Source organism: Streptomyces rectiviolaceus, assembly GCF_039533825.1.
Taxonomy (GTDB): Bacteria; Actinomycetota; Actinomycetes; order Streptomycetales; family Streptomycetaceae; genus Streptomyces; species Streptomyces rectiviolaceus.
On record NZ_BAAAUG010000010.1, the window covers coordinates 122,841 to 147,703 of the forward strand.

20 protein-coding genes are annotated in these 24,863 nt (G+C 66.9%); 16 read left to right on the plus strand and 4 right to left on the minus strand.

Annotated features, from left to right (window positions below; all coding sequences use genetic code 11):
• Positions 1–298: 298 nt before the first annotated feature.
• Positions 299–511: a hypothetical protein gene (locus ABD378_RS02030; RefSeq protein WP_344518521.1), complete on the plus strand. Its 213-nt coding sequence runs from the start codon at positions 299–301 to the stop codon at positions 509–511.
• A 131-nt stretch (positions 512–642) separates the two neighbouring features.
• The gene (locus ABD378_RS02035; protein ID WP_344518522.1) at positions 643–1,104 is read left to right on the plus strand and encodes an ATP-binding protein; all 462 of its coding nucleotides are present in this window, start codon (positions 643–645) and stop codon (positions 1,102–1,104) included.
• A gap of 256 nt (positions 1,105–1,360) precedes the next feature.
• Here the strand turns inward: ABD378_RS02035 and ABD378_RS02040 are convergent, their stop codons facing one another.
• A complete protein-coding gene (locus ABD378_RS02040) occupies positions 1,361–1,846 on the minus strand; it encodes a transposase (protein ID WP_386544504.1) in 486 nt (161 codons plus the stop codon).
• A 128-nt stretch (positions 1,847–1,974) separates the two neighbouring features.
• Between ABD378_RS02040 and ABD378_RS02045 the strand changes: the two genes are divergently transcribed.
• From ABD378_RS02045 to ABD378_RS02070, 6 genes are all read left to right on the plus strand, one after another.
• Positions 1,975–2,262, plus strand: a complete 288-nt coding sequence (locus tag ABD378_RS02045; protein ID WP_344518523.1) for a hypothetical protein — start codon at positions 1,975–1,977, stop codon at positions 2,260–2,262.
• Between the two features lie 791 nt (positions 2,263–3,053).
• A complete protein-coding gene (locus tag ABD378_RS02050; protein ID WP_344518524.1) occupies positions 3,054–6,581 on the plus strand; it encodes a helicase-related protein in 3,528 nt (1,175 codons plus the stop codon).
• Positions 6,578–9,364: a DUF1156 domain-containing protein gene (locus ABD378_RS02055; protein ID WP_344518525.1), complete on the plus strand. Its 2,787-nt coding sequence runs from the start codon at positions 6,578–6,580 to the stop codon at positions 9,362–9,364. Before ABD378_RS02050 ends, ABD378_RS02055 begins: the two co-directional genes overlap by 4 nt.
• 86 nt (positions 9,365–9,450) lie before the next feature.
• Positions 9,451–12,801 (plus strand): DUF499 family protein, encoded by a 3,351-nt coding sequence (locus ABD378_RS02060; RefSeq protein ID WP_344518526.1) that lies wholly within the window; start codon positions 9,451–9,453, stop codon positions 12,799–12,801.
• A 120-nt stretch (positions 12,802–12,921) separates the two neighbouring features.
• Positions 12,922–13,896, plus strand: coding sequence for a hypothetical protein (locus ABD378_RS02065; RefSeq protein ID WP_344518527.1), 975 nt, complete (start codon positions 12,922–12,924; stop codon positions 13,894–13,896).
• A gap of 125 nt (positions 13,897–14,021) precedes the next feature.
• A complete protein-coding gene (locus ABD378_RS02070) occupies positions 14,022–14,504 on the plus strand; it encodes a hypothetical protein (RefSeq protein WP_344518528.1) in 483 nt (160 codons plus the stop codon).
• A 600-nt stretch (positions 14,505–15,104) separates the two neighbouring features.
• On the opposite strand, the gene ABD378_RS02075 is transcribed toward ABD378_RS02070, so the two are convergent.
• On the minus strand, positions 15,105–15,827 hold the full coding sequence (locus ABD378_RS02075; protein ID WP_344518549.1) for a DUF5324 family protein: 723 nt from the start codon (positions 15,825–15,827) through the stop codon (positions 15,105–15,107).
• 250 nt (positions 15,828–16,077) lie between these two features.
• Between ABD378_RS02075 and ABD378_RS02080 the strand changes: the two genes are divergently transcribed.
• The gene (locus ABD378_RS02080) at positions 16,078–16,611 is read left to right on the plus strand and encodes a peptidylprolyl isomerase (RefSeq protein WP_344518529.1); all 534 of its coding nucleotides are present in this window, start codon (positions 16,078–16,080) and stop codon (positions 16,609–16,611) included.
• 116 nt (positions 16,612–16,727) lie between these two features.
• Complete coding sequence (locus ABD378_RS02085) at positions 16,728–17,621, plus strand: rhomboid family intramembrane serine protease (protein WP_344518530.1); 894 nt, start codon at positions 16,728–16,730, stop codon at positions 17,619–17,621.
• Positions 17,622–17,909: 288 nt separating this feature from the next.
• Here the strand turns inward: ABD378_RS02085 and crgA are convergent, their stop codons facing one another.
• Positions 17,910–18,164 (minus strand): cell division protein CrgA, encoded by a 255-nt coding sequence (crgA, locus tag ABD378_RS02090; RefSeq protein ID WP_160506128.1) that lies wholly within the window; start codon positions 18,162–18,164, stop codon positions 17,910–17,912.
• Between the two features lie 92 nt (positions 18,165–18,256).
• On the opposite strand from crgA, the gene ABD378_RS02095 reads away from it, so the two are divergent.
• The 6 genes from ABD378_RS02095 to ABD378_RS02120 are packed head-to-tail and all read left to right on the plus strand — an operon-like array spanning position 18,257 to position 22,704.
• The gene (locus ABD378_RS02095) at positions 18,257–19,027 is read left to right on the plus strand and encodes a DUF881 domain-containing protein (RefSeq protein WP_344518531.1); all 771 of its coding nucleotides are present in this window, start codon (positions 18,257–18,259) and stop codon (positions 19,025–19,027) included.
• 48 nt (positions 19,028–19,075) lie between these two features.
• Positions 19,076–19,765: a class E sortase gene (locus tag ABD378_RS02100; RefSeq protein WP_344518550.1), complete on the plus strand. Its 690-nt coding sequence runs from the start codon at positions 19,076–19,078 to the stop codon at positions 19,763–19,765.
• Between the two features lie 31 nt (positions 19,766–19,796).
• Positions 19,797–19,958: a hypothetical protein gene (locus tag ABD378_RS02105; RefSeq protein ID WP_190083025.1), complete on the plus strand. Its 162-nt coding sequence runs from the start codon at positions 19,797–19,799 to the stop codon at positions 19,956–19,958.
• Positions 19,955–20,608 (plus strand): aminodeoxychorismate/anthranilate synthase component II, encoded by a 654-nt coding sequence (locus ABD378_RS02110; RefSeq protein ID WP_344518532.1) that lies wholly within the window; start codon positions 19,955–19,957, stop codon positions 20,606–20,608. The genes ABD378_RS02105 and ABD378_RS02110 overlap by 4 nt, the downstream gene beginning before the upstream one ends.
• Positions 20,605–21,921 carry a class E sortase gene (locus tag ABD378_RS02115; protein ID WP_344518533.1) on the plus strand — a complete coding sequence of 439 codons (1,317 nt, stop codon included), beginning with the start codon at positions 20,605–20,607 and terminating at the stop codon, positions 21,919–21,921. The genes ABD378_RS02110 and ABD378_RS02115 overlap by 4 nt, the downstream gene beginning before the upstream one ends.
• Before the next feature lie 24 nt (positions 21,922–21,945).
• Positions 21,946–22,704, plus strand: a complete 759-nt coding sequence (locus ABD378_RS02120) for a class E sortase (RefSeq protein WP_344518534.1) — start codon at positions 21,946–21,948, stop codon at positions 22,702–22,704.
• A gap of 90 nt (positions 22,705–22,794) precedes the next feature.
• Here the strand turns inward: ABD378_RS02120 and pknB are convergent, their stop codons facing one another.
• Positions 22,795–24,795, minus strand: a complete 2,001-nt coding sequence (gene pknB, locus ABD378_RS02125) for a Stk1 family PASTA domain-containing Ser/Thr kinase (protein ID WP_344518535.1) — start codon at positions 24,793–24,795, stop codon at positions 22,795–22,797.
• Between the last annotated feature and the right edge of the window lie 68 nt (positions 24,796–24,863).

Here is a 24,863-nt window from a genome sequence, read left to right on the forward strand (position 1 = left end):
AGCCCCGCGGAGCCCAGTGCAAGGGCGCCCTCTGAATTTCACACGCCCTTCACGGACCAACTGCACCTGCGGTAGGCCGGAGTACGGATCGACACGCCCCAGCGGCCTGGCTGTGTCAGTGTCTTAGTTTGAGTACCGCGTCCTCGGCCGTCTGGTGTGCGGGCTGGTAGGTGGTTTCGGTCGTGTCGGTGGTCGTGGGGCGTTTCGGCTGGTGCAGGCTGGCTGAGTGACTGCTCCCTTGCGCTGCCTCGGCGCCACACTCTTCGTAGGGGAGCAACAGGCTCCGGTTGAGGCTCACGTGGGCGTGTTCCTGCCGGACACGGGTTTGTGGGGCGGCATCCTGCACCGTGTTCCGACTTGGTTGGCAGTGGGGCTGCCGAGTGCTGACCAGGTCCGTCTGCGTCTGCCGACCGGGCAGGAGCGTCGGGTCCGTCCGCTGGAGATCGCCGAGGCCATCGACGGGAGGGACGTTTCGGTGCCGTTCCTGGGTGAGGGAACGGTTCCGTTTTAGTCCAGACAGGACCGCCTCTGGGCCTTACTTTACGGATGCGCGGATTGCACGAAGGTGTGCTGCCTGTGGCGGTTTTATCGGGGTAGAGGGGCCGCATGAGGGGCGGCAGTTTGGACAGGGGAGCGGGCCGTATGGACCATCTAGGGGCTGGTGACCGGCAGGCTCTGTGGCTGTCGGTGTCTGCGGCGTTCGAGGGCAGTGAGGAGATCGCTGAGGCCCGCGATCTGGCCCGCTCCTTCTTGAGCGATGTGCAGGCCGTTCACGGACTGCCGGTGTCCAAGCGGGCGATGGAAATGGTGCAGCTGGTGGTCAGTGAGCTGGTGACCAACGCCCGCAAATACGCGCCCGGACCATGCCTGTTGACGATGGAGATCGAGGGCGGAGCCGTCCAGGTGAACGTATGGGACAGCAATACGTCTCTTCCGGCCGTCCTGGCGCCCGACCCAGGCCGGGTCGGACAGCACGGCTTGGAAATCGTCATGGCCGCCTGCCAGAGCTTTGCTGTCCACTGCGAGCCGGTGGGTAAAAAGATCGCGGCGGCCGTTGTGCTGGCCGACGACCCCGGCGGGGACGTAGCCGGCCGTCAGGTGTGACGGCTGCTGATCTCACCCCGTGGTGCCTGCGTCATCTGGACACGCGGAAGGCCCGGCCGGGCGTCCCCGGTCGGGCCTCTGCGACATGCGACCGTCCTTGCCGGTGCAGACGGTCGAGTCTTGCGAGATCGCCGTCCCGGGGTCTGGGGGCGCGTCTAGGTGCACGGCTATTGCGGCCAGCCCACGGTCTCGACTCGGTTCCACCGTTACACATTGGCGTCACATGCCGCCAGAGGCGAGGGGTGCTGAAGCGTCATCAACGGCTGCGGGCTTCCTGCCCCCAGTTGGTGTGAGGCCCTTTGCGGGTGAGTCTGCGGGTCATGAGGGTGATGAGTGCCCAGGTCAGATGGGCTTCGGAGTGTTGAGGGAGACGCTCGTAGTCGCGGACGTTGCGCCGGGCTCTCTTGATCCAGCCCAGAGTCCGCTCGACTTTCCAGCGACGGGGCAGGACGACGAATCCCTTCGCCCCGTGCGGCCGGGACACGGTCCTGAGGGTCATGTTGAGGAAGTCGCCAGACCAGTTGATGAGCTGTCCGGCATAGGCGGAGTCGGCCCAGACCTGCGTGATCTGGGGTTGCATGACCCGAAGTCGCCAGAGGAGTTCGCGGGCCGCGTCGCGATCGGCGGTGTCGGCCGGTGTGACGGTGATCATCACCGGTAGCCCGAGGGTGTCGACGGCGATGATGCCGTCACCGTGACGGATTCCGGTGACGCCTTCGATCTCCAGGATCGGGTCCTGCACCTCGACGAGCAGAACACCGCCGACCGGCGAAGTTCGACCCCAACCGTCCACTCACGCCCGCAGACCGGACATGCTGCCCTCTGAATTGCACGAGTTCATTGGACGCATTGCCTGCCTGTCGTCAAATAATGGCGAGCTCAAGCGGCCCGGCTGGAACGGCCGACCCCGCAGCGGCCGAGGTGGACGCCTACCGCCCCAAGATCGAAGCCATCGCCTCTGCCCAGCACAGCGGCTCCGTCATCAAGGAAATCGGCCCCCCGGACAACCTCGCTCTCGTTCTCGGGCTGACCGCTGCCTGGGCCAGCGCCTCACCCGCCCTGCAATCGCTGGCTCCCGAAGCCCCATGGTCCCCTGAGCGACTCCGGCGTCACCGCGCCGCGATGACAGCCGCCGTGCAAGCCTTCGCCGCCCCCTGACCGCCGTTTCCGCGGACGGAAACAGGCTGGCTCCAACGACGGCTGCCAGCTGCTCCTGCCGATCGGACTTTGCCCGCTGCGGACTGAGCCCGTTGCTCTCCGAGCGCTTAGCCGTGCAGGGCTTCCAGGGGTATCGAACGTATGGTGTTTCCGCCGTGCTGACGCTGGGAGGAGAGTCGACTCCAGGCTTCAGATGATTTGCGCAAGCCTCGTGGAGCGGCATGCGCGAATCACCCTGTATTTGTGGGGCGAAGGGGTTCAGGACGGTGGGCGAGATTCGCTAGAGCAATGCGAAGTGGTCCCGTGTTGACGTGTCAACACGGGACCCGGATCGAGGCGGATGGAGTGGGACACAGAGGGATGGAAACGGGGCCTAATGTCCGATTCTCCGACGTTTCCGCAGGTCAGAGAGGTAACGATTTTGGGTTCGAATCTCCTAGGCTCCACAACATCAGACCCCTCTGACCTGCGGAAACACAGTCAGGGGGGTCTTTTTGTCCCTATTCCCCGTGCTGACGTGTCAGCACGGGGGTGTTGACGATTGGCTTCGGACGGCTGCTCTCCGGGGCGCGGGCAGTGTCCGTGCTCTCCTGCTGATCTCCTAGGCACGCCGGATGCTCTGAGGTCCAGCCCTGATTGTGGTCATCACGTTTCAGTAGGCAGAGGCCGTGCCATCCCAGGCTGCTTAGGGCGCGGCACCTTGTGAACTTTGTGAGCCCGTTCCCCTCGGTCCGGCATCATTGGAGCGTGGAGGAGACACTTTCATCGGTGGGATCGAGGGGATAGGAAAGATGCCTGAGAGCAGTCGCCTCCGTCTCGGCGATCTGACGGTGGGGCGGGTCGTGTCGGGCATCGTCATCGATAGTCATGTGACAGTCGTCGCGATGCGGATGTTCGGGCCGACAGCGGCGCAGGTCACGTACCGCCGTCCCGACGGCAGTGTGGAGGAGACGATCCTCTACGAGGACGACGTGGACCTGCTGGCAGAAGCGGCCCCCAGCGTGGTGGACGATGGCTTCGATGCGGATCCCGGGCTGTTCCGGCTGGCGGCCGAGGCACTGCGGATCCGGATGGCGGCGCGGGGCGATGCCATGCTCGCCGTGTCCACGAGCCTTCTCGACCCTTTGCCTCACCAGATTCAGGCCGTCTACAACGAGTTGCTGCCGCGCACCCCGCTACGTTTTCTGCTCGCTGACGACCCCGGCGCCGGCAAGACGATCATGGCCGGGCTCTACATCAAGGAGCTAGCACTGCGCGGGGACCTGGAGCGATGTCTGATTGTCGTGCCAGGCGGGCTGGCCGAGCAGTGGCAGGACGAGCTGCTCGAGAAATTCGGCCTTGACTTCACCCTGCTCACCCGGCAGCTGACCGATGCGACCATCGACGGGAACGTCTTCGACCGGCATCCACGGCTCATCGCACGCATGGACGCCCTGGCCCGTTCCGAGGACCTGCGGCGGCTACTCGAGGAGAGTGGCTGGGACCTGGTTGTAGTCGACGAGGCGCACAGGATGAGCGCCAGTTACTTCGGCGCGGAGCTAAAGACGACTAAGCGTTATGAGCTGGGCCGCCTCCTCGGCCGGCTCACTCGAAACCTGCTGCTGATGACCGCCACCCCGCACGCTGGTAAGGAGGAGGACTTCCAGCTGTTCATGACGCTGCTGGACAGCGACCGGTTCAGCGGCAGGTACCGGGCGGGCATCCACCGGCACGACGTCTCCGGGCTGATGCGCCGCATGATCAAGGAGGAGCTTCTCACCTTCGATGGCCGCAGGCTCTTTCCTGAGCGCCGCGCCTACACCGTCCCCTACGCTCTCTCGCCTGCCGAACAGGAACTGTATGAGCAGGTCACGGAGTACGTTCGCCAGGAGATGAACAGGGCGGAGCGGTTGGACGGGCGGCGAGGCAACCAGGTCGGTTTCGCGCTCACTGTCCTCCAGCGCCGCCTCGCCTCCAGCCCGGCGGCAATCCATCGTTCCCTGGAGCGCAGGCGGCTGCGGCTGGCGGCTCGGCGGCAGGAGATGTTGGCGGACCCTGCCCTGCTTCCCACCGGTGCCACGCCTACTTCCGTGCCTATCCCGTCCGTTCCGGCCGAGGACGGGCTGGACGACCTGACTGGTGATGAGCTGGAGCTGCTGGAGGAGCAGGTCGTCGACGCTGCGACTGCCGCGCGCACGGTCCAGGAGCTTGAGCTAGAGATCGCTGCGCTGAGCGAGCTGGAGCGGCTCGCCGGGCGGGTCCTTGCCTCCGGTGACGACCGTAAGTGGCGGGAGCTGTCGGGGCTGCTGCAGGACGATCCGCTGTTGCGGGACGAGAAGGGGCTGCCGCGCAAGCTGATCGTCTTCACCGAGCACCGTGACACCCTCGACTACCTGTCCCGCCGTATCAGGAACCTGATCGGCCGCCCGGAGACGGTCGTCGCCATCCACGGTGGCACCCCGCGCCAGCACCGCCGTGACATTCGCGACGCCTTTAACCAGGACCCTGAGGTCCGCGTTCTCATCGCCACCGACGCCGCCGGTGAGGGCCTGAACCTCCAGCGCGCCCACCTCATGGTCAACTACGACCTGCCGTGGAACCCGAACCGCATCGAGCAGCGCTTTGGCCGGATCCACCGCATCGGCCAGACCGAGGTCTGCCACCTGTGGAACCTGGTCGCAGCCGACACCCGCGAGGGCCAGGTCTTCCAAAGGCTTCTCGACAAGATCGAGCAGCAGTCGAAGGCGTACCAGGGCAAGGTCTACAACGTTCTCGGCGAGCTTTTCGAGGGCGAACCGCTGCGCGGCCTCCTCCTCCAGGCCATCCGCTACGGAGACCGGCCCGAGGTCAGGAGCCAACTGGATCAGGTCATCGACTCCAGGGTCGGCGAACGCGCCGTCGAGCTGATCAAAGGCCTGGCACTCGATGCCCACGTCATGGGCCTGGAGGACGTCGAGGCGGTCCGGCTGCGGATGGAGGAGGCTCAGGCCAAGCGGCTGCATCCACATTACGTACGGGCCTTCTTCCGCGACGCCTTCGACCGCCTTGGCGGCCACCTCAGGGCCAGGGAGAGCGGCCGGTACGAGATCACCCACATACCTGCCGCGCTACGCGACGCGGGCCGCCTCGGGCGGGGCCTCGGCGGGGTCGTGCAGCGCCGTTACGAGCGCGTGTGCTTCGACCGTGAGCGCGTTACCCTCCCCGGCGCCGCCCGTGCCGACCTGATCGCCCCCGGACATCCACTCTTTGACGCCGTACTGGAGGAGACGGTCCACCGCCACGGCGACCTGCTCACCCGGGGCACTGTCCTCGTCGACGCCTCCGACGCTGGCACCCGCCCCCGGCTACTGACCGCGCTGGTGCAGGACGTTGTCGACGGGCACCGCCGCTCGGTGGACCGTTCCTTCGCCTTCGTGGAACTCCTCCCCGACGGTACGGCGCACGACGCCGGCCCCGCTCCCTACCTCGACTACCGCCCGCCAACCCCTCGCGAGGCGGAGGCCGCCGAGGCGCTCCTCATGGAGGACTGGCTGTGCGACGGCGGGTCTGCCCGCGCCCTGGAGTGGGCCGTCCGCGAGGCGGTACCCCAGCACATCGCCCGGGCCCGGGAACGCCTCCTGCCTGTCATCGACCGCACCCGCACCCAGGTCGAGCAGCGCCTCCGCCAAGAGATCAGCTTCTGGTACGCCCAGGCAGGGAAACTCGAACTCGCCCTCGCCGACGGCAAGAAGGTCCGTCACCGCCCCGAGACCGCCCGGGCCTGGGCCGAGGACTTGGAACGACGCCGCGAGCAGCGTCTCGTCGCCCTAGACAAGGACAAAGCCCTCCAGGCCCGCCCGCCCGTCATCGCCGGCTGTGCACTCGTTGTTCCCGTTGGCTGGCTCGCCCGTCGGCTCGGCCCTGCCGAAACCGCGGCGGAGAAGGCCGTGCTGGATGCCCTGCACGCCGCCGATGGATACGAGACCGACCACCGTGCCGTCGCCGCCGTCCTCGGCGCCGAACGCTGCTTGGGCCGCCTCCCCGAGGAGATGGCCCACAACAACCCCGGCTACGACATCCGCTCCCGTACGCTGGGTGGCCACCTCGTGCACATCGAGGTCAAGGGCCGCCGGGCGGGAGCGCAACATTTCTACGTCAGCCGCAACGAGGTCCTCGTCGCCAAAAACCGGGGCGAACGGCATCGTCTTGCCCTGGTCTCCGTCAGTCCCCACGGCCCGGAACACGACGAGATCAGATACCTCACCGACGCCTTTGCCGACACCGACTTCGGCGACCTGAAGACCGAGGGGCTCCTGCTGTCCTGGCAGGACGCCTGGAACAAGGGAGGAACCCCGCAGTGAGCGGTGCAACCGAAGAGACGGCCCCGGAGCGCCGCACCAAGCTCATCGAGGTCTCCCTCCCGCTGGAGGTGATCAACCGGGAGTCTGCCCGGGAGAAGTCCATCCGCCACGGCCACCCCTCCACCCTTCACCTGTGGTGGGCCCGCCGTCCCCTCGCTGCGGCCCGCGCGATGCTCTTCGCCCAGCTCGTCGACGACCCCTCCGCCCGGCCCGACCTCTACCCTTCCGAGGAGAAGCAGAAGGCTGAACGGCAGCGGCTTTTCGATCTCATCGAAGAGATGGTCCCCTGGGAGGCCACGCGCGACGAGCGCATCATGCGCAAGGTCCGCGAGAAGATTGCCGAGTCGAGTGGCGGCCCCCTTCCGCCCGTCCTCGATCCCTTCGCGGGCGGCGGCACGATCCCCCTAGAGGCCCACCGGCTCGGCCTTCAGGCCCATGCCAGCGACCTGAATCCGGTCCCGGTCATCATCAACAAGGCTCTGATCGAGATCCCGCCGAGGTGGGCGGGGCGCAGACCCGTCTCGCCGACCGCAGATCTACGCACTGACAACTGGCCAGGCGCGAGCGGCCTCGCCGAGGACGTACGTCAGTACGGAGGCTGGATGCGTGAGCAGGCTCTCGCCCGCATCGGCACGCACTATCCGAAGGCCAAATTGGCGGACGGCAGTGAGGCTGCGGTCATCGCCTGGCTATGGGCGCGAACCGTCACTTGCCCGAACCCGGCTTGCGGGGTGGAGATGCCGTTGGTGACCACTTGGTGGCTCTCCAAGAAGAAGAACCGGCCGCAGTGGATCATGCCTGTAGTCGAGGGCCGGAATGTCAGTTTCGAGATTCACGACGGCCCCGAGGGGCCGCCTGATCCGCCGAAGCAGGGCCGTGGTGCCAAGTTCACGTGCCTGGTCTGCGGAGATCCCACCCCCGAGGGCTACATCAAAGCCGAAGGGGTGGCCGGGCGCATGGGGGCGCGGCTGTTGGCGACGGTGGCGGAGGGAAAGCGACAGCGGATCTATCTGGCGGCTACCGAGGAGCATGAGAAAGCTGCCGTTGTTGCTGTGACTGCGAATGCGCCACACGAGCGGATGCCCATCAACCCGCGCTGGTTCTCGCCGCCGTTCTACGGGCTGGAAACTTTCGCGTCCCTTTTCACGAACCGGCAGATGCTTGCCCTAACCACCTTCAGTGACTTGGTCGGTGAGGCTCGCGAGATGGTCGAGCGGGACGCAAGGGACGCGGGTATGGGGGAAGCTCACGCAGCTGAGTATGGAAAGGCGGTGGCGCTGTATCTGGGGTTGGCATCTAGTAGAACGGCCGACTTGAACAACTCCATCGTCACCTGGTCCAACAGCCGTGATCAGGCTCGCAATCTCTTCTCACGCCAAGCCATTCCTATGGCATGGGATTTCGTGGAAGTTAGTCCCTTTGCCAACGCCGCTGGTGACCTTCTAGTCTCTGTTGCGACTGCCGGACGAGTGATCGAAGCACTGCCGACGATCGACGCTTCTGGTGACGTAGTTCAGGCCGACGCCACCACTCGGCCCTACGACAACTTCATCATCAACACCGATCCTCCCTACTACGACAATATCGGATACGCCGATCTCTCCGACTTCTTCTATATTTGGCTTCGCCGCTCCCTCCGCAATATTTACCCCGAGGTCATGAGCACGATCCTTACCCCCAAGGAGCCTGAACTCATCGCCTCTCCTTACCGGCACGGAGGGAGCAGGGAGAAGGCGGAGGACCACTTCGAGCAGGGGTTCATCGAGACGTTCACACACATGCGCGCCGGTCACCACCCAGACTTTCCGCTCGTCGTGTATTACGCGTTCAAGCAGGCGGAGACAGACGATAACGGCACGGCCTCCACCGGCTGGGAGACCATGCTGAACGGCCTGATCCAGGCTGGCTGGTCGGTCACCGGCACCTGGCCGGTCCGTACCGAGCGCTCTGGCCGTTCCATCGGCATCGGTACCAACGCGCTCGCATCCTCCGTGGTCCTCGCCTGTCGCCCCCGCCACGTCACCGCTGGCTCTACCGATCGGCGCGGCTTCCTGCGCGCTCTGCGCAGCGAACTCCCCGATGCGCTAAGGAAGTTGCAAGAGGGGAACTTGGCCCCCGTCGACCTGCCCCAGTCTGCGATCGGCCCTGGCATCGCAGTGTTCTCGCGGTACGCGAAGGTGACCGAGCCCGATGGTTCGGCGATGAGTGTGCGGACCGCACTCGGCCTCATCAACGACGTACTGGCCGACGTGCTGAACGAGCAGGAGGGCGAGTTCGACCAGGACACCCGGTGGGCGATCCGCTGGTTCGAGCAGTTCCAGTGGGGGAAGGGCACGTTCGGGGACGCGGAGACGCTGGCGAAGGCGTACAACGTTTCCGTGAAGGGGCTCCAGGACGCCCACATCACCGGGTCCGGGGACAGCAAGGTGTGGATCGTTTTCCCGGCTGACCTGCCGGAGTCGTACGACCCGGAAACCGACGCCCGGATCTCAGTATGGGAGGCGGCCATGCACCTGTCCCGGGTACTGGAGGGCAAGGGCGCCAGGTCCGGTGTCGGTCCGGCCGGTGAGCTGCTCGCCGGGATCCGTCGGCGCGCGGAGTTCGACGAGGATGCCATCCGCGACCTGACCCATCTCTTGTATAGCATCTGCGACCGCCGTCGCTGGTCGGAGAGTGGGCAGCGGTTCAACAATCTGGCCAGTGCCTGGTCCGATCTTCAGGCGGAGGCCCGTGCGGCCGAGAAGCGCGGCCCCAGCAAGCCCCAGCACCAGCCGCTCTTCTGATTCGCCATCCTCTCCTTACACGCCCACGCCCGGAAAGGCAGGACACCAGCACCATGGCGGTGAACAACCGAGACCGTGTCAGTCGCATGATCGACATCCTCGGGGAGGGGCTGCAGCCCTTCCTGGAGCGGGAGTTGGTCAAGCGGCAGGGTGAGAGCTGGTTCGAGGACGCGGAGAGCGAGGCTACGAGTCAAGGCAGGCAGATCAGCAAGGACGACCCACAGTTCCTGCTGAACCTCCTTCAGCGCTACTGGAGCAGCTATTTCCGGCATCTACTGCCGGGCAGCGCCCGTGGGTTCGCCAGCGAGCTGAATGACGTACGCAACGGGTGGGCGCACAATAGGCCGTTCTCCGCGGACGACACGCTGCGCGCGTTGGACACGGCGGAGCGGCTGCTGCTGGCCGTCCACGCGGAGGCCTCGCTCGTCGACGAGGTCCGGCAGTCCCGGCAGACGCTGCAACGCCAGCTCACGGAGGAGGAGACGAAGAGGTCCGCCCGCCGGGCGCGTGCGGTGCCGAGCGTGGCCGCCGAGGGGTTGCGGCCGTGGCGCGAGGTGCTCACCCCGCACCCTGATGTGGCGCGAGGTGACTTCAACGCCTCCGAGTTCGCCGCCGACCTATGGCGGGTCGCGCGCGGCGAGGGCGCCGCCGAGTACACCGAACCGGAGGAGTTCTTCCAGCGGACGTACCTCACCGAGGGCCTCGACGAGCTGCTCAGCAAGTCGCTGCGCCGGATCAGCGGTGACGCGAACGCGGACCCCGTCATCAACCTCCAGACGAACTTCGGCGGCGGCAAGACCCACTCGATGATGGCGCTGTACCACCTGTACGCGCCGGGCCTAAACGTGAGCCGGCTGCCACAGGACCTTCAGGAGCTGATCGCCGCCGCGCCCGGCGGCGGACTGCCCGGCGGAACGGTCCACCGGGCCGTGCTGGTCGGCAACGAGCTGAGCATCGGGCAGCCCGACACCAAACCCGACGGCACCAAGGTCAACACGATGTGGGGCCAGCTCGCATGGCAGCTCGGCGGTAGGAAGGCGTACGACGTCCTCGCCGAGGCCGACCGTACCAGCACCAGCCCCGGCACCGCCCTGCTCCAGGACCTGCTCGCCGCCTACGCACCGTGTGTGATCCTCATCGACGAATGGGTACAGTACGCCGGTCCGCTGCTCGGTTACGACGGCCTGCCTGCTGGCTCCTTCGAGACGCACTTCTCCTTTGCGCAGTCCCTGACCGAAGCCGTCGCCTCCGTCGAGGGGTCCCAACTGCTGGTATCCATCCCGGCCTCCGCGACCGGAGAGGTGAGCGCTGCCGACCAGTACGACATCGGCGGGGAGAACAACCGCATCGCGCTGGAGCGCCTGCAGAACGTCGTCCACCGCAAGGGCGACAACTGGCGGCCCGCGACCTCCGACGAATCCTTCGAGATCGTGCGCCGACGGCTCTTCCAGACCGCCACCAGCGAGGTCCAGGCCGAGATCAACAAGGTGGCGCGGCTCTACACACAGTTCTACGGCACCGAGAAGCGCGAGTTCCCGGCCGGCTGCGACACCGGCGACTACGAGAGGCGGATCAAGTCGACGTACCCCATCCACCCGGAACTGTTTGCTCGGCTCTACGAGGACTGGTCCACGCTACCCAAGTTCCAGCGCACCCGAGGCGTGCTGCGGCTGATGAGCACCGTCATCCACGCCCTGTGGCGGGACCAGAACCAGAGCCCCATGATCATGCCCGGTGACGTGCCCATACACGACACACGGGTCAACCAGGAGCTGACGTACTACCTGGAGGACCGCTGGAAGCCGATCATCGACGCCGACGTCGACGGACCGGACTCCACCCCGGCTGCCGTCGACAGTGAGAAGACTGTCCTCGGGCAGCGCGGTATGAGTCGCCGCGTCGCCCGGACCGTCTTCATGGGCTCGGCTCCTCGGGTGCACGCCGCCCGCAAGGGCCTGTCCGAAACGCACATCCGGTTGGGCATGGCCATCCCCGGCGAACCCCTCGGCAACTTCCGCACCGCGCTCAACGCCCTCGCCGACCGCTCCACCTACCTCTACGGCGACGGCGAGCGCCACTGGTACGACACTCACGCCAACATCACCCGCACCGCTAAGGACGAGGCGGAGAAGCTCCTCGACGACCCCGACAAGGTGTGGGCGGACGTGGTGCGCCGGCTCAGCCCTGTGCAGAGCGTGCGCGGCCCGTTCACTGCTGTCCATGCCGCGCCCCTGCCCGCCAGTGAGATCCCGGACAACGACGGTGCGCGCCTGGTCCTGCTGCACCCCCGCTTCACTCACCGCAACGCCAAGGGCGTGCCGGACACCGACGCGCTGCACTTCGCTCAAGAGGCCCTCGACCAGTACCGCTCCGGGACCCGCCAGCACCGCAACGCCCTCGTCTTCCTCGCCCCTGACCGCAAGGAGACGGAGGAGGTCGCCGAGGCCGTCCGCGAGTACCTGGGCTGGAAGCAGGTCCTTCAGCAGCACATCCAGCTCGACCTGACGGATAGTCAGAGGTCCCAGGCCAGGACCCGAATGGAGAGAGCCGATGAAACGGTCAGCCTCCGCCTCGGCAAGGCCTACCGGTGGGTCCTCGTTCCCGAGCAGATCCCCGGCGCCAAGATTGACTGGGTCGACTTCAAAGTCGACCTGCCCGCCATCGACGACGCCGCCATCCAAGTCGGTGAACGTCTCAAGCGTCAGGGCATGCTCTACCTTCAGCAGGCCCCCGCCGTTCTCCATCAGCGCATCAAGGACGCATTGGCCCAGGACTGGAACCGCGACGGGCATATCTCCGTCAGCCGCCTCTGGGAGCTGCACACCAAGTATCCGTACATGAACCGCCTGCGTGACCGCAGCGTCCTCGACCAGGGCATCGAGGACGTCCTCTCCCACATCACCTGGGAGAGCGACGGCTTCGCCCTCGCCACCGGCTACGACGTGACCACCGGTCGCTACCAAGGCCTCGTCCTACCCTGCCAAGGCGTCACGTTCGGCCAGATCACCGACACCACCCTCCTGGTACGGTCCGACCTCGCCGTCGCCCAGGAGGCCGCCGACCTGGCCGAGGCCGCCGCCCGACGGCCGGAACCGGCCGATCCGCACGAGGTCGCCGACGACGACAACAGCCGCGGCTCCGGCGGCGCGGCGCCAACCCGCCCCACGTCGGGCGCCACGGCTCCGGCACCGACCCCGCTGCCCCAGGTTCCTACCCGCTTCTACGCCCACGCCAGGCTCGACACCGAGCAGTACAGCAAGCACGCGACGAAGTACGCCTTCGAGATCCTTCAGCACCTCGAAGCCATTGGGGCTGACGTCGAGATCACGGTCGAGATCCAGGCGACCGCCCCCGGCGGCTTCCCTCCGGATAAAGTGCGCACCCTGACGGAGAACGCCAACACTTTGAAACTACAAGCCCAATTTGAGGAAGAGTAGGGCCACGGGACTGGGCCGGGGCGGCGTGCGCCCGGCCCGGCCTGATTGTTTCGGCGCCTGTCGGCGCTCTCGGTACGCTGGTTCACCGATGTCGTCCTACTGCTACGGGGGAGCACAGACGTGGCCGCACGCAACAGGGACAGGATCGTCCACTTCTACGAGATCGCCGACGCCGATGCCCCTGGCGCCTTCCGTCTCCCACACAGGGACTGGGGAGCGCACATCCGCCGCCTGTGCACCCAGCCGCCCACGCAGCGCACCGTACACGCGGGCGACGACATCCTGATCGGCGCCGTCGACCCTCACCAGACCGCCCCGCACCTGCTCCTGGCCAAGGTTCGCCAAGACGTACCACAGCTCATTGACCACGTCGACGGCACTCTCAGCCACCTCCAGCTCGCCGCCGACAAGGAGCTGGTGGACGTCACCACGGTGTACTTCCTGCCCTTCGGCAACGTGATCGCCACCATGGCCGGCGGTACCTCCGCCCCTCGCGCCCAAGCCGTTCGGCGGTGGCTTGACGACATGCACGCCGCCGCGCCCGATGTACGCAATATTGAGCTGCGGCCGGTGGTCAACGCCCGCTCTCGGGAGAAGCTCGCGCACGCAGCGGCTATCGAGAGGCTGACTGTACGCATCGCCCCCGAGCCGCCCGACAGCCCGTCCGCCCTACGCGCCAGCTCCGACCTTGGCACCGCCGTTAGCCGTCTGCACGAGGACAACCCGGACATGGTGATCACCTTGACCCTGGAGGTGCCGAAACAGTCCCGCACCCTTTCGCCACGTCGCCGAGCCCGTGGGCACCGCCAACTCCTCGACTCCACGCGGGTTTTCGCCAACGACATCGAGGACTGGCTGGACAACTCCGACGTGGTCGACACCGCCGCCGCACAGGCCCGCATGGAGGCGTGGCACAGTGAGGCCGACGACGAGAAGATCGATTTCGTCAGCGAGCGCATCACCGCGAAGTGCATCGTGCCGTACTCCTCCGGCAACGGCCATGCCATTGACCTCCAGATGGCCCTGAACAAGCTGGAGCGGGTCTCCCACGAGAATGAACGAGTGCTGCGGGCCGCTGTCAGTGCCGACCTCTAGCCTGTAGGTAACTGGGGCGAAAGCCCTGGTCAGGGTGTGGGGGAGGGGCGGGAATGGCGAGTCTTTGGGAGACGGCACGCGGAATGCTAAATGGATGGCGATCACGGCCAGCAGCGGACTGGCTGTTGGCCGCGGCCGTCCTTGGCGGACATGGTCTGCTTGTCGCGTTGTCCGGTTGTGGCGACATCTTTGGCGCGCCCGGTCGCGAACAGCGCTTGGAGATCTACACCACCGGCGCTACCGTCGTCGCCTTGGTCGGCAGCTTTGTCACGGCCGCCATCGCCCAGTACGCGTCCGCCACCGGTCGCCGTATGCGCGTCCTACGCACCGCGCCGCACCTGGCCTCACAGTTCCGGCGGAACTGGGTGAGCGTCCTGTCGGCCACCCTGCTCATCTCCGCCACCTGCCTGCTCGCCATCGTCCTCGATACCACCGAGACCGACCCTGGGGGCGTTCACTGGGCCGTGGAAGGAGTGCTGATTCTTGGCGCGGCTCGGGCTTACCGTCTGTTGTGGCTGTTCAATGCCGTCATCCAGGCGACAGACAGGGATCTGGCTGACTCTCCTCAGTCGACGCCCCAGCAGCCTTCCTCTTCTACCCCGAGGTGATCTCCTTGCCCGGTAGCTGCTGCCGGTGCAGTCTGCTCCCGTGACCTGGGTGCTCACGGGAAGAACCCATTTCAGATGTGGAAACCGGAAGCGTCCCATCGGGTTGGCTTGGCATTCCTGACAGGTCGACCTTTGAGTTTCACAACTGCAATGTCAAGTGCTCCTGCGTGGTGCCGACACTCCATGGTGGACGTAAGCGGTTGCTCCGATGGATAGGGCTGTTCTGGCTTGATGTACGCAACCGTTCACCCGCTGGGGTGCGCCTCTTGTGCTGTACTTGCAGGGGTGGTGGCCGAGGGGGATTAGCGGGAGCAATGCTCTTTAGCGCCGTGCTGACGTGTCAGCACGAGAGGCTGTTCGAGGGGGATAGAGCAGGACGCAGGAGGAGGGAAACGGGGTTCAATGTCCGATTCTCCTGCGTTTTCGCAGGTCAGAGGCATAACGATTTCGGGTTCGAATCTCCTAGGCTCCACAGAAACGCCGTAGGGCGGGACCACCTCAGCTGAGGTGGTCCCGCCCTACGGCGTTGTCAGTGCTTCCGTGTTTCTGTGCTTCCGTGCTGCCGCGTGGATGACCGCGGACGCGCGGGTCGGCGGCAGGTCAGCGCAGGTCGTCGCGCTCCGCTGCCTCCGACTCGGCCTGCTTGGCCTGGACCTCGGGGTCGAGGGAGCCCTGACCGCTGCCGTCGACCGAGGTCAGCGGCGTGCTGTCGGGGACCTCCGTCGCGGCCGGCGGCTCGACGAGCCAGTCCGGGTTGGCCTGCTTGTCCCACCACTTCCAGGCAGCGACCGCACCACCGGCCAGGATGCCCAGGACGATGAGGCCCTTGGCGGCGCGTCCGGCGCGGGCCCGGCGCTTGTGCTTGCGGGCCAGCCGCTGGATCTCCTTGGGAGAGACCTCACCGCGCAGCGCGGCCAGAGCCGCCGCCCCGCGGGACGCGGCCTCCTCACGGACGGGCTGAGCCACGGCCACGGCGTGCTCGATCCGCGGCTTCGAGTAGTCGGCGGCCTGCTGGGCGGCCTTGCGGGTCTGCTTGGCCGCCTTGCGGGTGCGGACGGCGGCTTCGTGCGCGGCGTGGTCGACCTTCGGCGGCACATGCGTACGGGCCTGGTCGATGCGAGGCCCGACGTGGGCCCCGTACTGGACACGGGCTTGCTCGGCGGCCTGCGACACCTTGGGCGCGAGCCGTACGCGGGTTTCGTGCGCGTAATGGACGGCCTGTTCCTTGGCCGTGCCGGCGTAGGGGGCCACCGCCTCCGCGGCATGCCGCACGCTGTCCCTCGCCGAACCGGTCGCGGCGCGCACGCTGTCGATGCGGGTCACGGGATCCTCCTCCTCGGTGGCGTATAGGTATGTCACCTTTCCACCCTTTCAAGGATCATGCCTTCCGGATGGCTCCTAGGCATGAGAGGGCGGGCATCCGGGTGCGATCAATTTGATCAAATCGGTACAAGGAGACTTCTTCGCCGACAATGCCACGGATCGTCGCGGCGCGCGCCCACTCGGTGGCTACTCGTCCCAATCCGGTCCGTGCGAGGATCAGGGCGTCACAGAAGACAACGGAAGGCAGACCGTGGCCGAGCAGCTTTACGCCACCCTGAAGACCAACCGCGGCGACATCGAGGTGCTGCTGCACCCCAACCACACGCCCAAGACGGTCAAGAACTTCGTCGAGCTCGCCCAGGGCGAGCGCGAGTGGGTCAACCCGGAGACCGGCAAGAAGACGACGGGCCGGCTCTACGACGGCACGGTCTTCCACCGCGTCATCAGTGGCTTCATGATCCAGGGCGGCGACCCGCTGGGCAACGGCACGGGTGGCCCCGGCTACGAGTTCGAGGACGAGTTCCACCCCGACCTCGCCTTCGACAAGCCCTACCTGCTCGCCATGGCCAACGCGGGACCGGGCACCAACGGCTCCCAGTTCTTCGTGACGGTTTCCCCGACCGCCTGGCTGACGCGCAAGCACACCATCTTCGGTGAGGTCACGGACCCGGCGAGCCAGAAGGTCGTCGACGAGATCGCGGCCACGCAGACCAACCCGCGCACCGACCGCCCGGTGAACGACGTCGTCATCGAGTCCGTCGTCATCGAGACCCGCGGCGCCTGACACCGGCGCAGCCCGCGAGGGAACCAAACCGCCCCGCCCATCCGTAAGGAAGGGCGGGGCGGTGCGTTCGCCACGCGCGCGTAGCTGTGCCTTCGTACGGACATTGAGGGGACCCCATGGACCAGGCACCAGGCAGCCCGCAGGGGCCACAGGACGCACCGGGCCTGCCCGGCTGCTACCGGCATCCGGACCGCCAGACCGGCATCAGCTGTGCCCGCTGCGAGCGCCCCATCTGCCCGGAGTGCATGATCAGCGCCTCGGTCGGCTTCCAGTGCCCCGAGTGCGTGCGCGAGGGCTCGGGCACCGGCCACGCACCCGCGGCGAACCAGCCGCGCACCATCGCGGGCGGCTCGATCGCCGCGGACCCGCGTCTGATCACCAAGATCCTGATCGCGATAAACGTTCTGGTGTTCATCGCGATCAGCACGAACGACCGGCTCGCCGGCGATCTCTTCCTGATCGGTGAATGGCCGCCGTACCCGTTCGAGCCGACCGAAGGCGTCGCCGACGGCCAGTGGTACCGCCTGGTCACATCGATGTTCGCGCACCAGGAGATCTGGCACATCGCGTTCAACATGCTGGGCCTGTGGTGGCTCGGCGGCCCCCTGGAAGCCGCGCTCGGCCGCGCCCGTTACCTCGCGCTCTATCTGCTCTCCGGCCTGGCCGGCAGCGCGCTCACCTATGTCCTCGTCGACGCGAGCGACGCCTCGCTCGGGGCATCCGGGGCGGTCTTCGGCCTGCTCGGCGCGACCGCGGTCCTGATGCGGCGCCTCAACTACGACATGCGCCCCGTCATCGCGCTGCTCGCGCTGAACATGCTCTTCACGTTCACCATGGACGGCATCGCCTGGCAGGCGCACGTCGCCGGTCTGGTCGCCGGTGTCGCGATCGCCTACGGGATGGTGCACGCGCCCCGCGAGCGGCGGACGCTCATGCAGTGGGGGACCTGTGCCGTGGTGCTGATCGTGGTCCTTGCGGCTGTGGTCATCAGGACCGCGCAGCTCGTCTGAAGCTCACCGTTGTCGTCCGAAGCCCACTGTTGTCCACAGCGTGTGCCGGATCTTGTGCATGCCGTGGGGAACAACTGTGCCCCTTGTCGCTGACCTGGGTTTCCCCAGGAAGGACAAGGGGCCAGCGGTGGTGCGGATGGTGGACGACCGGTCATACCGGCGTCAACATCACGAGGGTTATCCACAGATCGTCTTTCTTTTCCCCACTGTGGATAGCGCTGTGGATAACTCAGGGCAAGGCTTGCTCTCGCCGCTGTGGGGAACGCGCTCCCAGCCGGTGGAACAGCGTTACTTCCACTGCGTGGAGACGCCGAACCCGGCGGCGATGAAGCCGAAGCCGACCACGATGTTCCAGTTGCCCAGCGGGTCGATCGGCAGCTTGCCGTCGGTGACGTAGAAGACGACGATCCAGGCGAGCCCGATGAGGAACATCGCGAGCATCACCGGAGCCACCCAGCTACGGCTGGTCAGCTTGATGTTCGTCGCCTTCTTCGCGGGCGGCGTGTAATCGTCGGCCTTCTTGCGGATCCGTGACTTCGGCACGAGGGTCTCTCCTGTCGATACGGGGAGCTGAGCCCTCCCCCGGGCGTCCGTTAGCGTAGTGCTTCCGCGGCGCTGAAGGAGATAAGGGTACGTTGAGCAATTCTGCCGACTCCCCCACAGGTCCGGGTCGCCGTCCACGATGGCGGCCGGTCCGCTTGCTGACGGCCGCCGTTTTCGCGCTCGCGGGCCTCCTCTTCTTCACCAGCTTCAACACGGCCAAGGGCACGAACATCCGCACCGACGCCTCGTTGCTGAAGCTCTCCGACCTCATCGAGGAACGCAGCCACAAGAACGGCAAGCTGGACGAGTCCAACGGCTCGCTGCGCGACGACGTCGAGTCCCTGGCCGAGCGCGACAACGGCGGCACGAAGGCCGACGACGCCCGGCTCAAGGCCCTGGAGAAGAACGCGGGCACCAAGAAGCTCAGCGGCGATGCGGTCTCCGTCACCCTCGCCGACGCCCCGCCGAACGCCACCGCCAAGCTCCCCGGCTACCCTGAGCCCCAGCCCAACGACCTGGTCATCCACCAGCAGGACCTCCAGGCCGTCGTCAACGCGCTCTGGCAGGGCGGCGCCGAGGGCATCAAGGTCATGGACCAGCGGCTCATCTCCACCAGCGCCGTCCGCTGCGTGGGCAACACCCTGATCCTCCAGGGCCGCGTCTACTCGCCGCCGTACAAGGTGACCGCGGTCGGTGACCCGGAGAAGCTCAAGACGGCGCTCGCCGCGTCCCCGGAGATCCAGAACTACATGCTGTACGTCAACGCCTACGGACTCGGCTGGAAAGTCGATGACGACGGGGCGATGACTCTTCCCGGCTACTCGGGCACAGTGGATCTCCACTACGCGAAGCCCGTGGAATAGCCGTGGAATAGCTGTGGAATAGCACCCGGGAGGGGCCGTCCGGTGTCGGTGCGAGTGCTCGTCAGGACGTTCAGCGAACTGTGCATCACCATCGGCACGTTGATCGTGCTCTTCGTGGTGTACGTCCTGTTCTGGACCGGTGTGAAGGCCGACAACGCCATGGACAGCCAGATCGACAAGCTCCAGGACCAGTGGTCGCAGGGTTCGGTGCCCACGGGGACGGACGACAAGCCCGCCGACACCTCTCCGAAGAAGCCCGGCCCCTACGAGGACGGCAAGCCCTTCGCCGTCATGTACATCCCGCGGTTCGGTTTCACGTGGAACAAGCCGGTGCTCCAAGGCACCGGGACCGACATCCTCAAGAAGGGGCTCGGCCACTACGGGGACACCGCGCAGCTCGGCCAGAAGGGAAACTTCTCCGTGGCGGGCCATCGCCGCACGTACGGAGATCCGTTCAAGGACTTCCCGAAGCTGCGGCCGGGCGACCCCGTGGTCCTGACCGACGGCACCACCTGGTTCACGTACCGCATCGACAACAAGCCCTACAAGACGCTGCCCAGCGACATTGAGGTCATCGATCCTGTTCCGCGCAAGTCCGGATACGAGGGGCCGGGCCGTTACCTCACCCTTACAACCTGTGAGCCAGAGTGGGGCCACAGCCACCGGTTGATCGTCTGGGCGCACCTCGATGCCACCCAGCCCGTCGAGGCCGGGAAACCGGAGGCACTGCGCCGTTAGTCTGGTGCCGTACGGCTACGGAAGGGACGGCATGTACGGCTGGATCTGGCGGCATCTGCCGGGAAACGCATGGGTAAGGGCGCTGCTTTCGCTGGTGCTCGTCTTCGCTGTGGTCTACGTGCTCTTCCAGTACGTCTTCCCCTGGGCCGAGCCGCTGCTTCCCTTCAACGATGTGACGGTGGACGGCCAGTGAGTACCGCAAAGCGTCCCAGCCGCATCCTGGTCGTCGACAACTACGACAGCTTCGTCTTCAACCTCGTCCAGTACCTGTACCAGCTGGGCGCCGAGTGCGAGGTCCTGCGCAACGACGAGGTCGAGCTGCGCCACGCGCAGGACGGCTTCGACGGCGTCCTGCTGTCACCGGGCCCCGGCACGCCCGAGCAGGCGGGGGTCTGCGTGGACATGGTGCGGCACTGCGCCGGCACCGGTGTGCCCGTGTTCGGCGTCTGCCTGGGCATGCAGTCGATGGCGGTGGCGTACGGCGGAGTGGTGGACCGTGCGCCGGAGTTGCTGCACGGCAAGACGTCCGCCGTGGTGCACGAGGGCAAGGGTGTCTTCGCCGGGCTGCCCTCACCGTTCATCGCGACGCGCTATCACTCGCTCGCCGCCGAGCCGGCCACGATTCCGGCTGAGCTGGAGGTGACCGCGCGTACGGAGGACGGCATCATCATGGGCCTGCGCCACCGTGAACTTCCGGTCGAGGGCGTGCAGTTCCACCCCGAGTCGGTGCTCACCGAGCACGGCCACCGCATGCTCGCCAACTGGCTGGTGGAGTGCGGGGACAAGGGGGCGGTCGGTCGGTCGAGCGGTCTTGCCCCGGTGGTGGGCAGGGCCACGGCGTGACCGCGTTGCGCCCCGAGCGCGATTCCTCCGGAGTTCCGTACGACGACGATCAGTACGCGTCGTACGGGGAGCCGGGGGCATTCGACCAGCCCGGGGCGTTCGAGGCCGCAGTCGACCATCTCGCCGATCCGCTGACGGACCCGCTGCCGGGTCAGCATCCTTCGCCGTGGTTCCGCAGCGGGCCCGCGGAACCGGAGCCGCTGCCTGAGCCGCAGCCGCAGCCGGAGCAGCCTCAGGAGCAGGAGTGGTACGACCCCGAGGGGTACGCCCGCGACTGGTACGGGGTGCGGGAACCGACGTACGAGGAGCTGTACGGCGCGTACGCCCCTCAGCAGCAGCAGCCACAGCAGCCGCAGCCTCCGGTCGACGACGAGACGGTGGGCCTGCGGACGGCGGACACGCGCCGAATAGCCGAGCCAGAGCCAGAACCCGAGCTAGAGCGGGCCCGGGGCCTGGAGCCGGAGCGCCCCACGGAGGGCGGCAGGGCCGCCCGTCGCAGGGCCGCGAAGAAAGGCACAGGCAAAGGCGCAGGCAAAGCCACAGGCCAAGCCACAGGCCAAGCCACAGCCCCCCGCGCCGCGACGGACTCCGCGGCCCCCCTCTCCCGCGTCGAGGCCCGTCGCGCCGAGCGCGCCCGTAAGCCCTCCGCGGGCACGGTGATCAGCCGGGGGCTCGGCGAGGTGTTCATCACCGTAGGCGTACTGATGCTTCTCTTCGTCACGTACCAGCTGTGGTGGACGAACATCCGCGCCCACCAGCAGGCCAACGGCGCCGCCAACGACCTCCAGGAGGAGTGGGCGAAGGGCAAGGGCAAGCCGGGCGCCTTCGAGCCAGGACAGGGCTTCGCGCTCCTGCACATCCCTCGCCTCGACGTGGTCGTGCCGATCGCCGAGGGCATCGACAAGTCGAAGGTCCTGGACCGCGGCATGGTCGGTCACTACAACGAGGGCAGCACCAAGACGGCCATGCCGGACGCCAAGAAGGGCAACTTCGCGGTCGCAGGGCATCGCAACACCCACGGCGAACCGTTCCGCTACATCAATCAGCTCGAACCGGGCGACCCCATCATCGTGGAGACGCAGGACAAGTACTTCGTCTACAAGATGGCGAGCATCCTGCCGCAGACCCAGCCCAGCAACACCTCGGTGATCGGACCGGTCCCTCCGGGGTCGGGCTTCACCAAAGAGGGCCGGTACATCACACTGACCACCTGTACCCCGGAATTCACGAGTAAGTATCGAATGATCGTCTGGGGCAAGATGGTCGAGGAACGGCCGCGCAGCAAGGGCAAACCGAGCGCGCTCGTCAACTAGCACGGTGAGAACGGGGCAGAACCAGTGGCAGCGACGACCGACCACGCCGACCGCGACGAGGAGCAGACCGAGGAGCAGGCCGAGGCGCCCGCACCCGCGCCCGCACCGCGACCCCGGGGACGTGGCCCGATCGCCACGGCGGTCAGCGTCTTCGGTGAACTCCTCATCACCGCGGGCCTGGTGCTCGGTCTCTTCGTCGTCTACTCCCTGTGGTGGACCAACGTCGTCGCGGACCGCGAGGCGCACAAGCAGGGCGACCAGGTGCGTGACCGCTGGGCGGGCGGCCCGGGGAACCTGAACACCAAGGACGGCATCGGCTTCCTGCACGTCCCCGCGATGGGCAACGGCGAGATCCTGGTCGGCAAGGGCACCGACAGCAAGGTGCTCAACCACGGTGTCGCGGGCTACTACGAGGACCCGATCAAGTCGGCGCTCCCGCAGGACAAGGAAGGCAACTTCACGCTGGCCGCGCACCGCGACGGGCACGGCGCGAAGTTCCACAAGATCGACAAGATCAAGAAGGGCGACGCGATCGTCTTCGAGTCCCGGGACAAGTGGTACGTGTACAAGGTGTACTCGACGCTGCCCGAGACGTCGAAGTACAACGTGAACGTCCTGAACCCGGTCCCCAAGGAATCGGGCGCGAAGAAGCCGGGCCGCTACATCACCCTGACGACGTGCACGCCGGTCTACACGTCCAACTACCGCTACGTGGTGTGGGGCGAGCTGGAGCGGATCGAGAAGGTCGACAACAAGCGGACGCCGCCGGCCGAGCTGGACTAGCACCACGTACGAGAGGAGCCCCGGACACCGCCTGCTGGGCGGTGTCCGGGGCTCCTCTCGTGTTCTTACGGAAGAGGCTTACTGAAAGGCCTAGTCCTCGTTGTTGCGGGAGAACCCGGCGCTGCCTCCGAGGAAGCCGCCTCCGTCGTCCCCGCCGTTACCGCCTCCGTTGTCGCCCTGGTTGCCGCCTGCCGTGGTCAGGTTGATCGCGGTGTCCGGTGCGACCTGCTGGTTGGCGGGCGGATCTGAGAGGACCACGAGAGCGTCGTCCTCCTGCGGGCCCGTGATGGTGCCGACCGTCAGACCGGCGTCCTCGATGGCCTTACGGGCGTCCTTGAGCTTCTGGCCGGTGAGCGCGGGCACGGTGGCCTGCTCGGCGGCCTTGGCGACCTTCAGCGTCACCGTCGAGCCCGGGTCGGCCTCGCTCTGCGGGGCGAGGCTCTGCGAGATGACCTTGCCGGCCTCGACAGAGTCGCTCTCTTCTTCCTCGCACACACCGGTGAGGTTGTTGCTCTCCAACTGGGTCTTGGCTTCGTCGCAGGTCTTGCCGGTGACGTCGGGGACCACGGACTTGGCGGCCTCCTCGGCGACGGTGAGCGTGATGGTCTCGCTCTTCTCCGCCTCCGTGTCGCCCTTGGGGTCCTGAGCCGTGACGATGCCAGGCGTCTGGTCGGACTCCTCCGTCTCCTTCTGGACGTCGGTGAAGCCCTTGTCGGTGAGCTGTTCCTTGGCCTTCGCGTAGGTCAGGCCCTTCACATCCGGAACGGTGATCTTCGGCGAACCAGAAGAAACCGTCACGCTGATCGTGTCGCCCTTGCTGACCGTCGCGTTCGCCCCCGGGTCCTGGGAGCAGATCTCGCCCTTGGGGTACTTCGCGCACGGCTTGCGCTCGGAGGCGTCGAGTACGAGGTCCACGTTCTTGGCGGACTTCTTGGCGTCGGCGAGCTTCTCACCGACGAAGTTCGGTGCCTTGATCGTGTCGTCGCCGCCACCGCCCCCGGTGAACGCCCACTTCCCGATCAGGATCGCGCCCACCAGGACCAGCAAGCCCGCCAGGACCAGCAGCACCGTAGAAGTGCTGCTCTTCTTCTGGCGGCGGCGTGAATGGTCGTCGTAGCCGTCGTCCGGGCCGACCGGCGGCATCATCGACGTCTGGCCGCCGCCGTTCTGCGGGCGCAGCATCGCCGTCTGCTGGTCGTCCGGGTGGCCGCCGTAGCCGACCGCGCCCATGGCCGCGGTGGCCTGGACGGGCTGGCCGTCGAGGCAGGCCTCGATGTCGGCGCGCATCTCGTCGGCCGACTGATAGCGGTAGTCCGGGTCCTTGGTGAGGGCCTTCAGGACGATGGCGTCCATCTCCGGCGTGATCTCGCCGTCGAAGACGCTCGGTGCCTGGGGCTCTTCCCGTACGTGCTGATACGCCACCGCGACCGGGGAGTCACCGACGAAGGGCGGGCGCACCGTGAGGAGCTCGTAGAGCAGGCAGCCGGTCGAGTAGAGGTCGCTTCGCGCGTCCACCTGCTCACCCTTGGCCTGTTCCGGCGAGAGGTACTGCGCGGTGCCGATGACCGCCGCCGTCTGCGTCATCGTCATCCCGGAGTCGCCCATGGCGCGGGCGATGCCGAAGTCCATGACCTTGACCTGGCCGTTGCGCGTCAGCATGACGTTCGCGGGCTTGATGTCGCGGTGGACGATGCCGTTGCGGTGGGAGTACTCCAGGGCCTGGAGGATGCCGATCGTCATCTCCATGGCGCGCTCGGGCAGCAGCTTGCGCCCGGAGTGCAGCAGCTCACGCAGCGTGGAGCCGTCGACGTACTCCATCACGATGTACGGGATGGAGATGTTGTCTACGTAGTCCTCGCCGGTGTCGTAGACCGCGACGATCGCAGGATGGTTGAGCGAGGCGGCCGACTGGGCCTCGCGGCGGAACCGGGCCTGGAATGACGGATCACGCGCGAGATCCACCCGCAGCGTCTTCACCGCCACGGTGCGTCCGAGGCGGGTGTCGTGCGCGAGGTAGACCTCCGCCATCCCGCCTCGGCCGAGCACCTGGCCCAGCTCGTACCGCCCGCCGAGGCGACGCGGCTCTTCCATAGCTAATCCAGCCCTCTCCGTCAGTCCCGACCGCACCCTTGTGTGGTCCGGCGGTGTGCTGTCCGGGC

Bases quoted from the DNA above. Each gene is read 5' to 3' on its own strand.
- ABD378_RS02085 (WP_344518530.1), top strand. From the start codon at position 16,728: ATGGACCAGGCACCAGGCAGCCCGCAGGGGCCACAGGACGCACCGGGC.
- ABD378_RS02050 (WP_344518524.1), top strand. From the start codon at position 3,054: ATGCCTGAGAGCAGTCGCCTCCGTCTCGGCGATCTGACGGTGGGGCGG.
- ABD378_RS02105 (WP_190083025.1), top strand. From the start codon at position 19,797: ATGTACGGCTGGATCTGGCGGCATCTGCCGGGAAACGCATGGGTAAGG.
- ABD378_RS02045 (WP_344518523.1), top strand. From the start codon at position 1,975: ATGGCGAGCTCAAGCGGCCCGGCTGGAACGGCCGACCCCGCAGCGGCC.
- ABD378_RS02060 (WP_344518526.1), top strand. From the start codon at position 9,451: ATGATCGACATCCTCGGGGAGGGGCTGCAGCCCTTCCTGGAGCGGGAG.
- ABD378_RS02035 (WP_344518522.1), top strand. From the start codon at position 643: ATGGACCATCTAGGGGCTGGTGACCGGCAGGCTCTGTGGCTGTCGGTG.
- pknB (WP_344518535.1), bottom strand. From the start codon at position 24,795: ATGGAAGAGCCGCGTCGCCTCGGCGGGCGGTACGAGCTGGGCCAGGTG.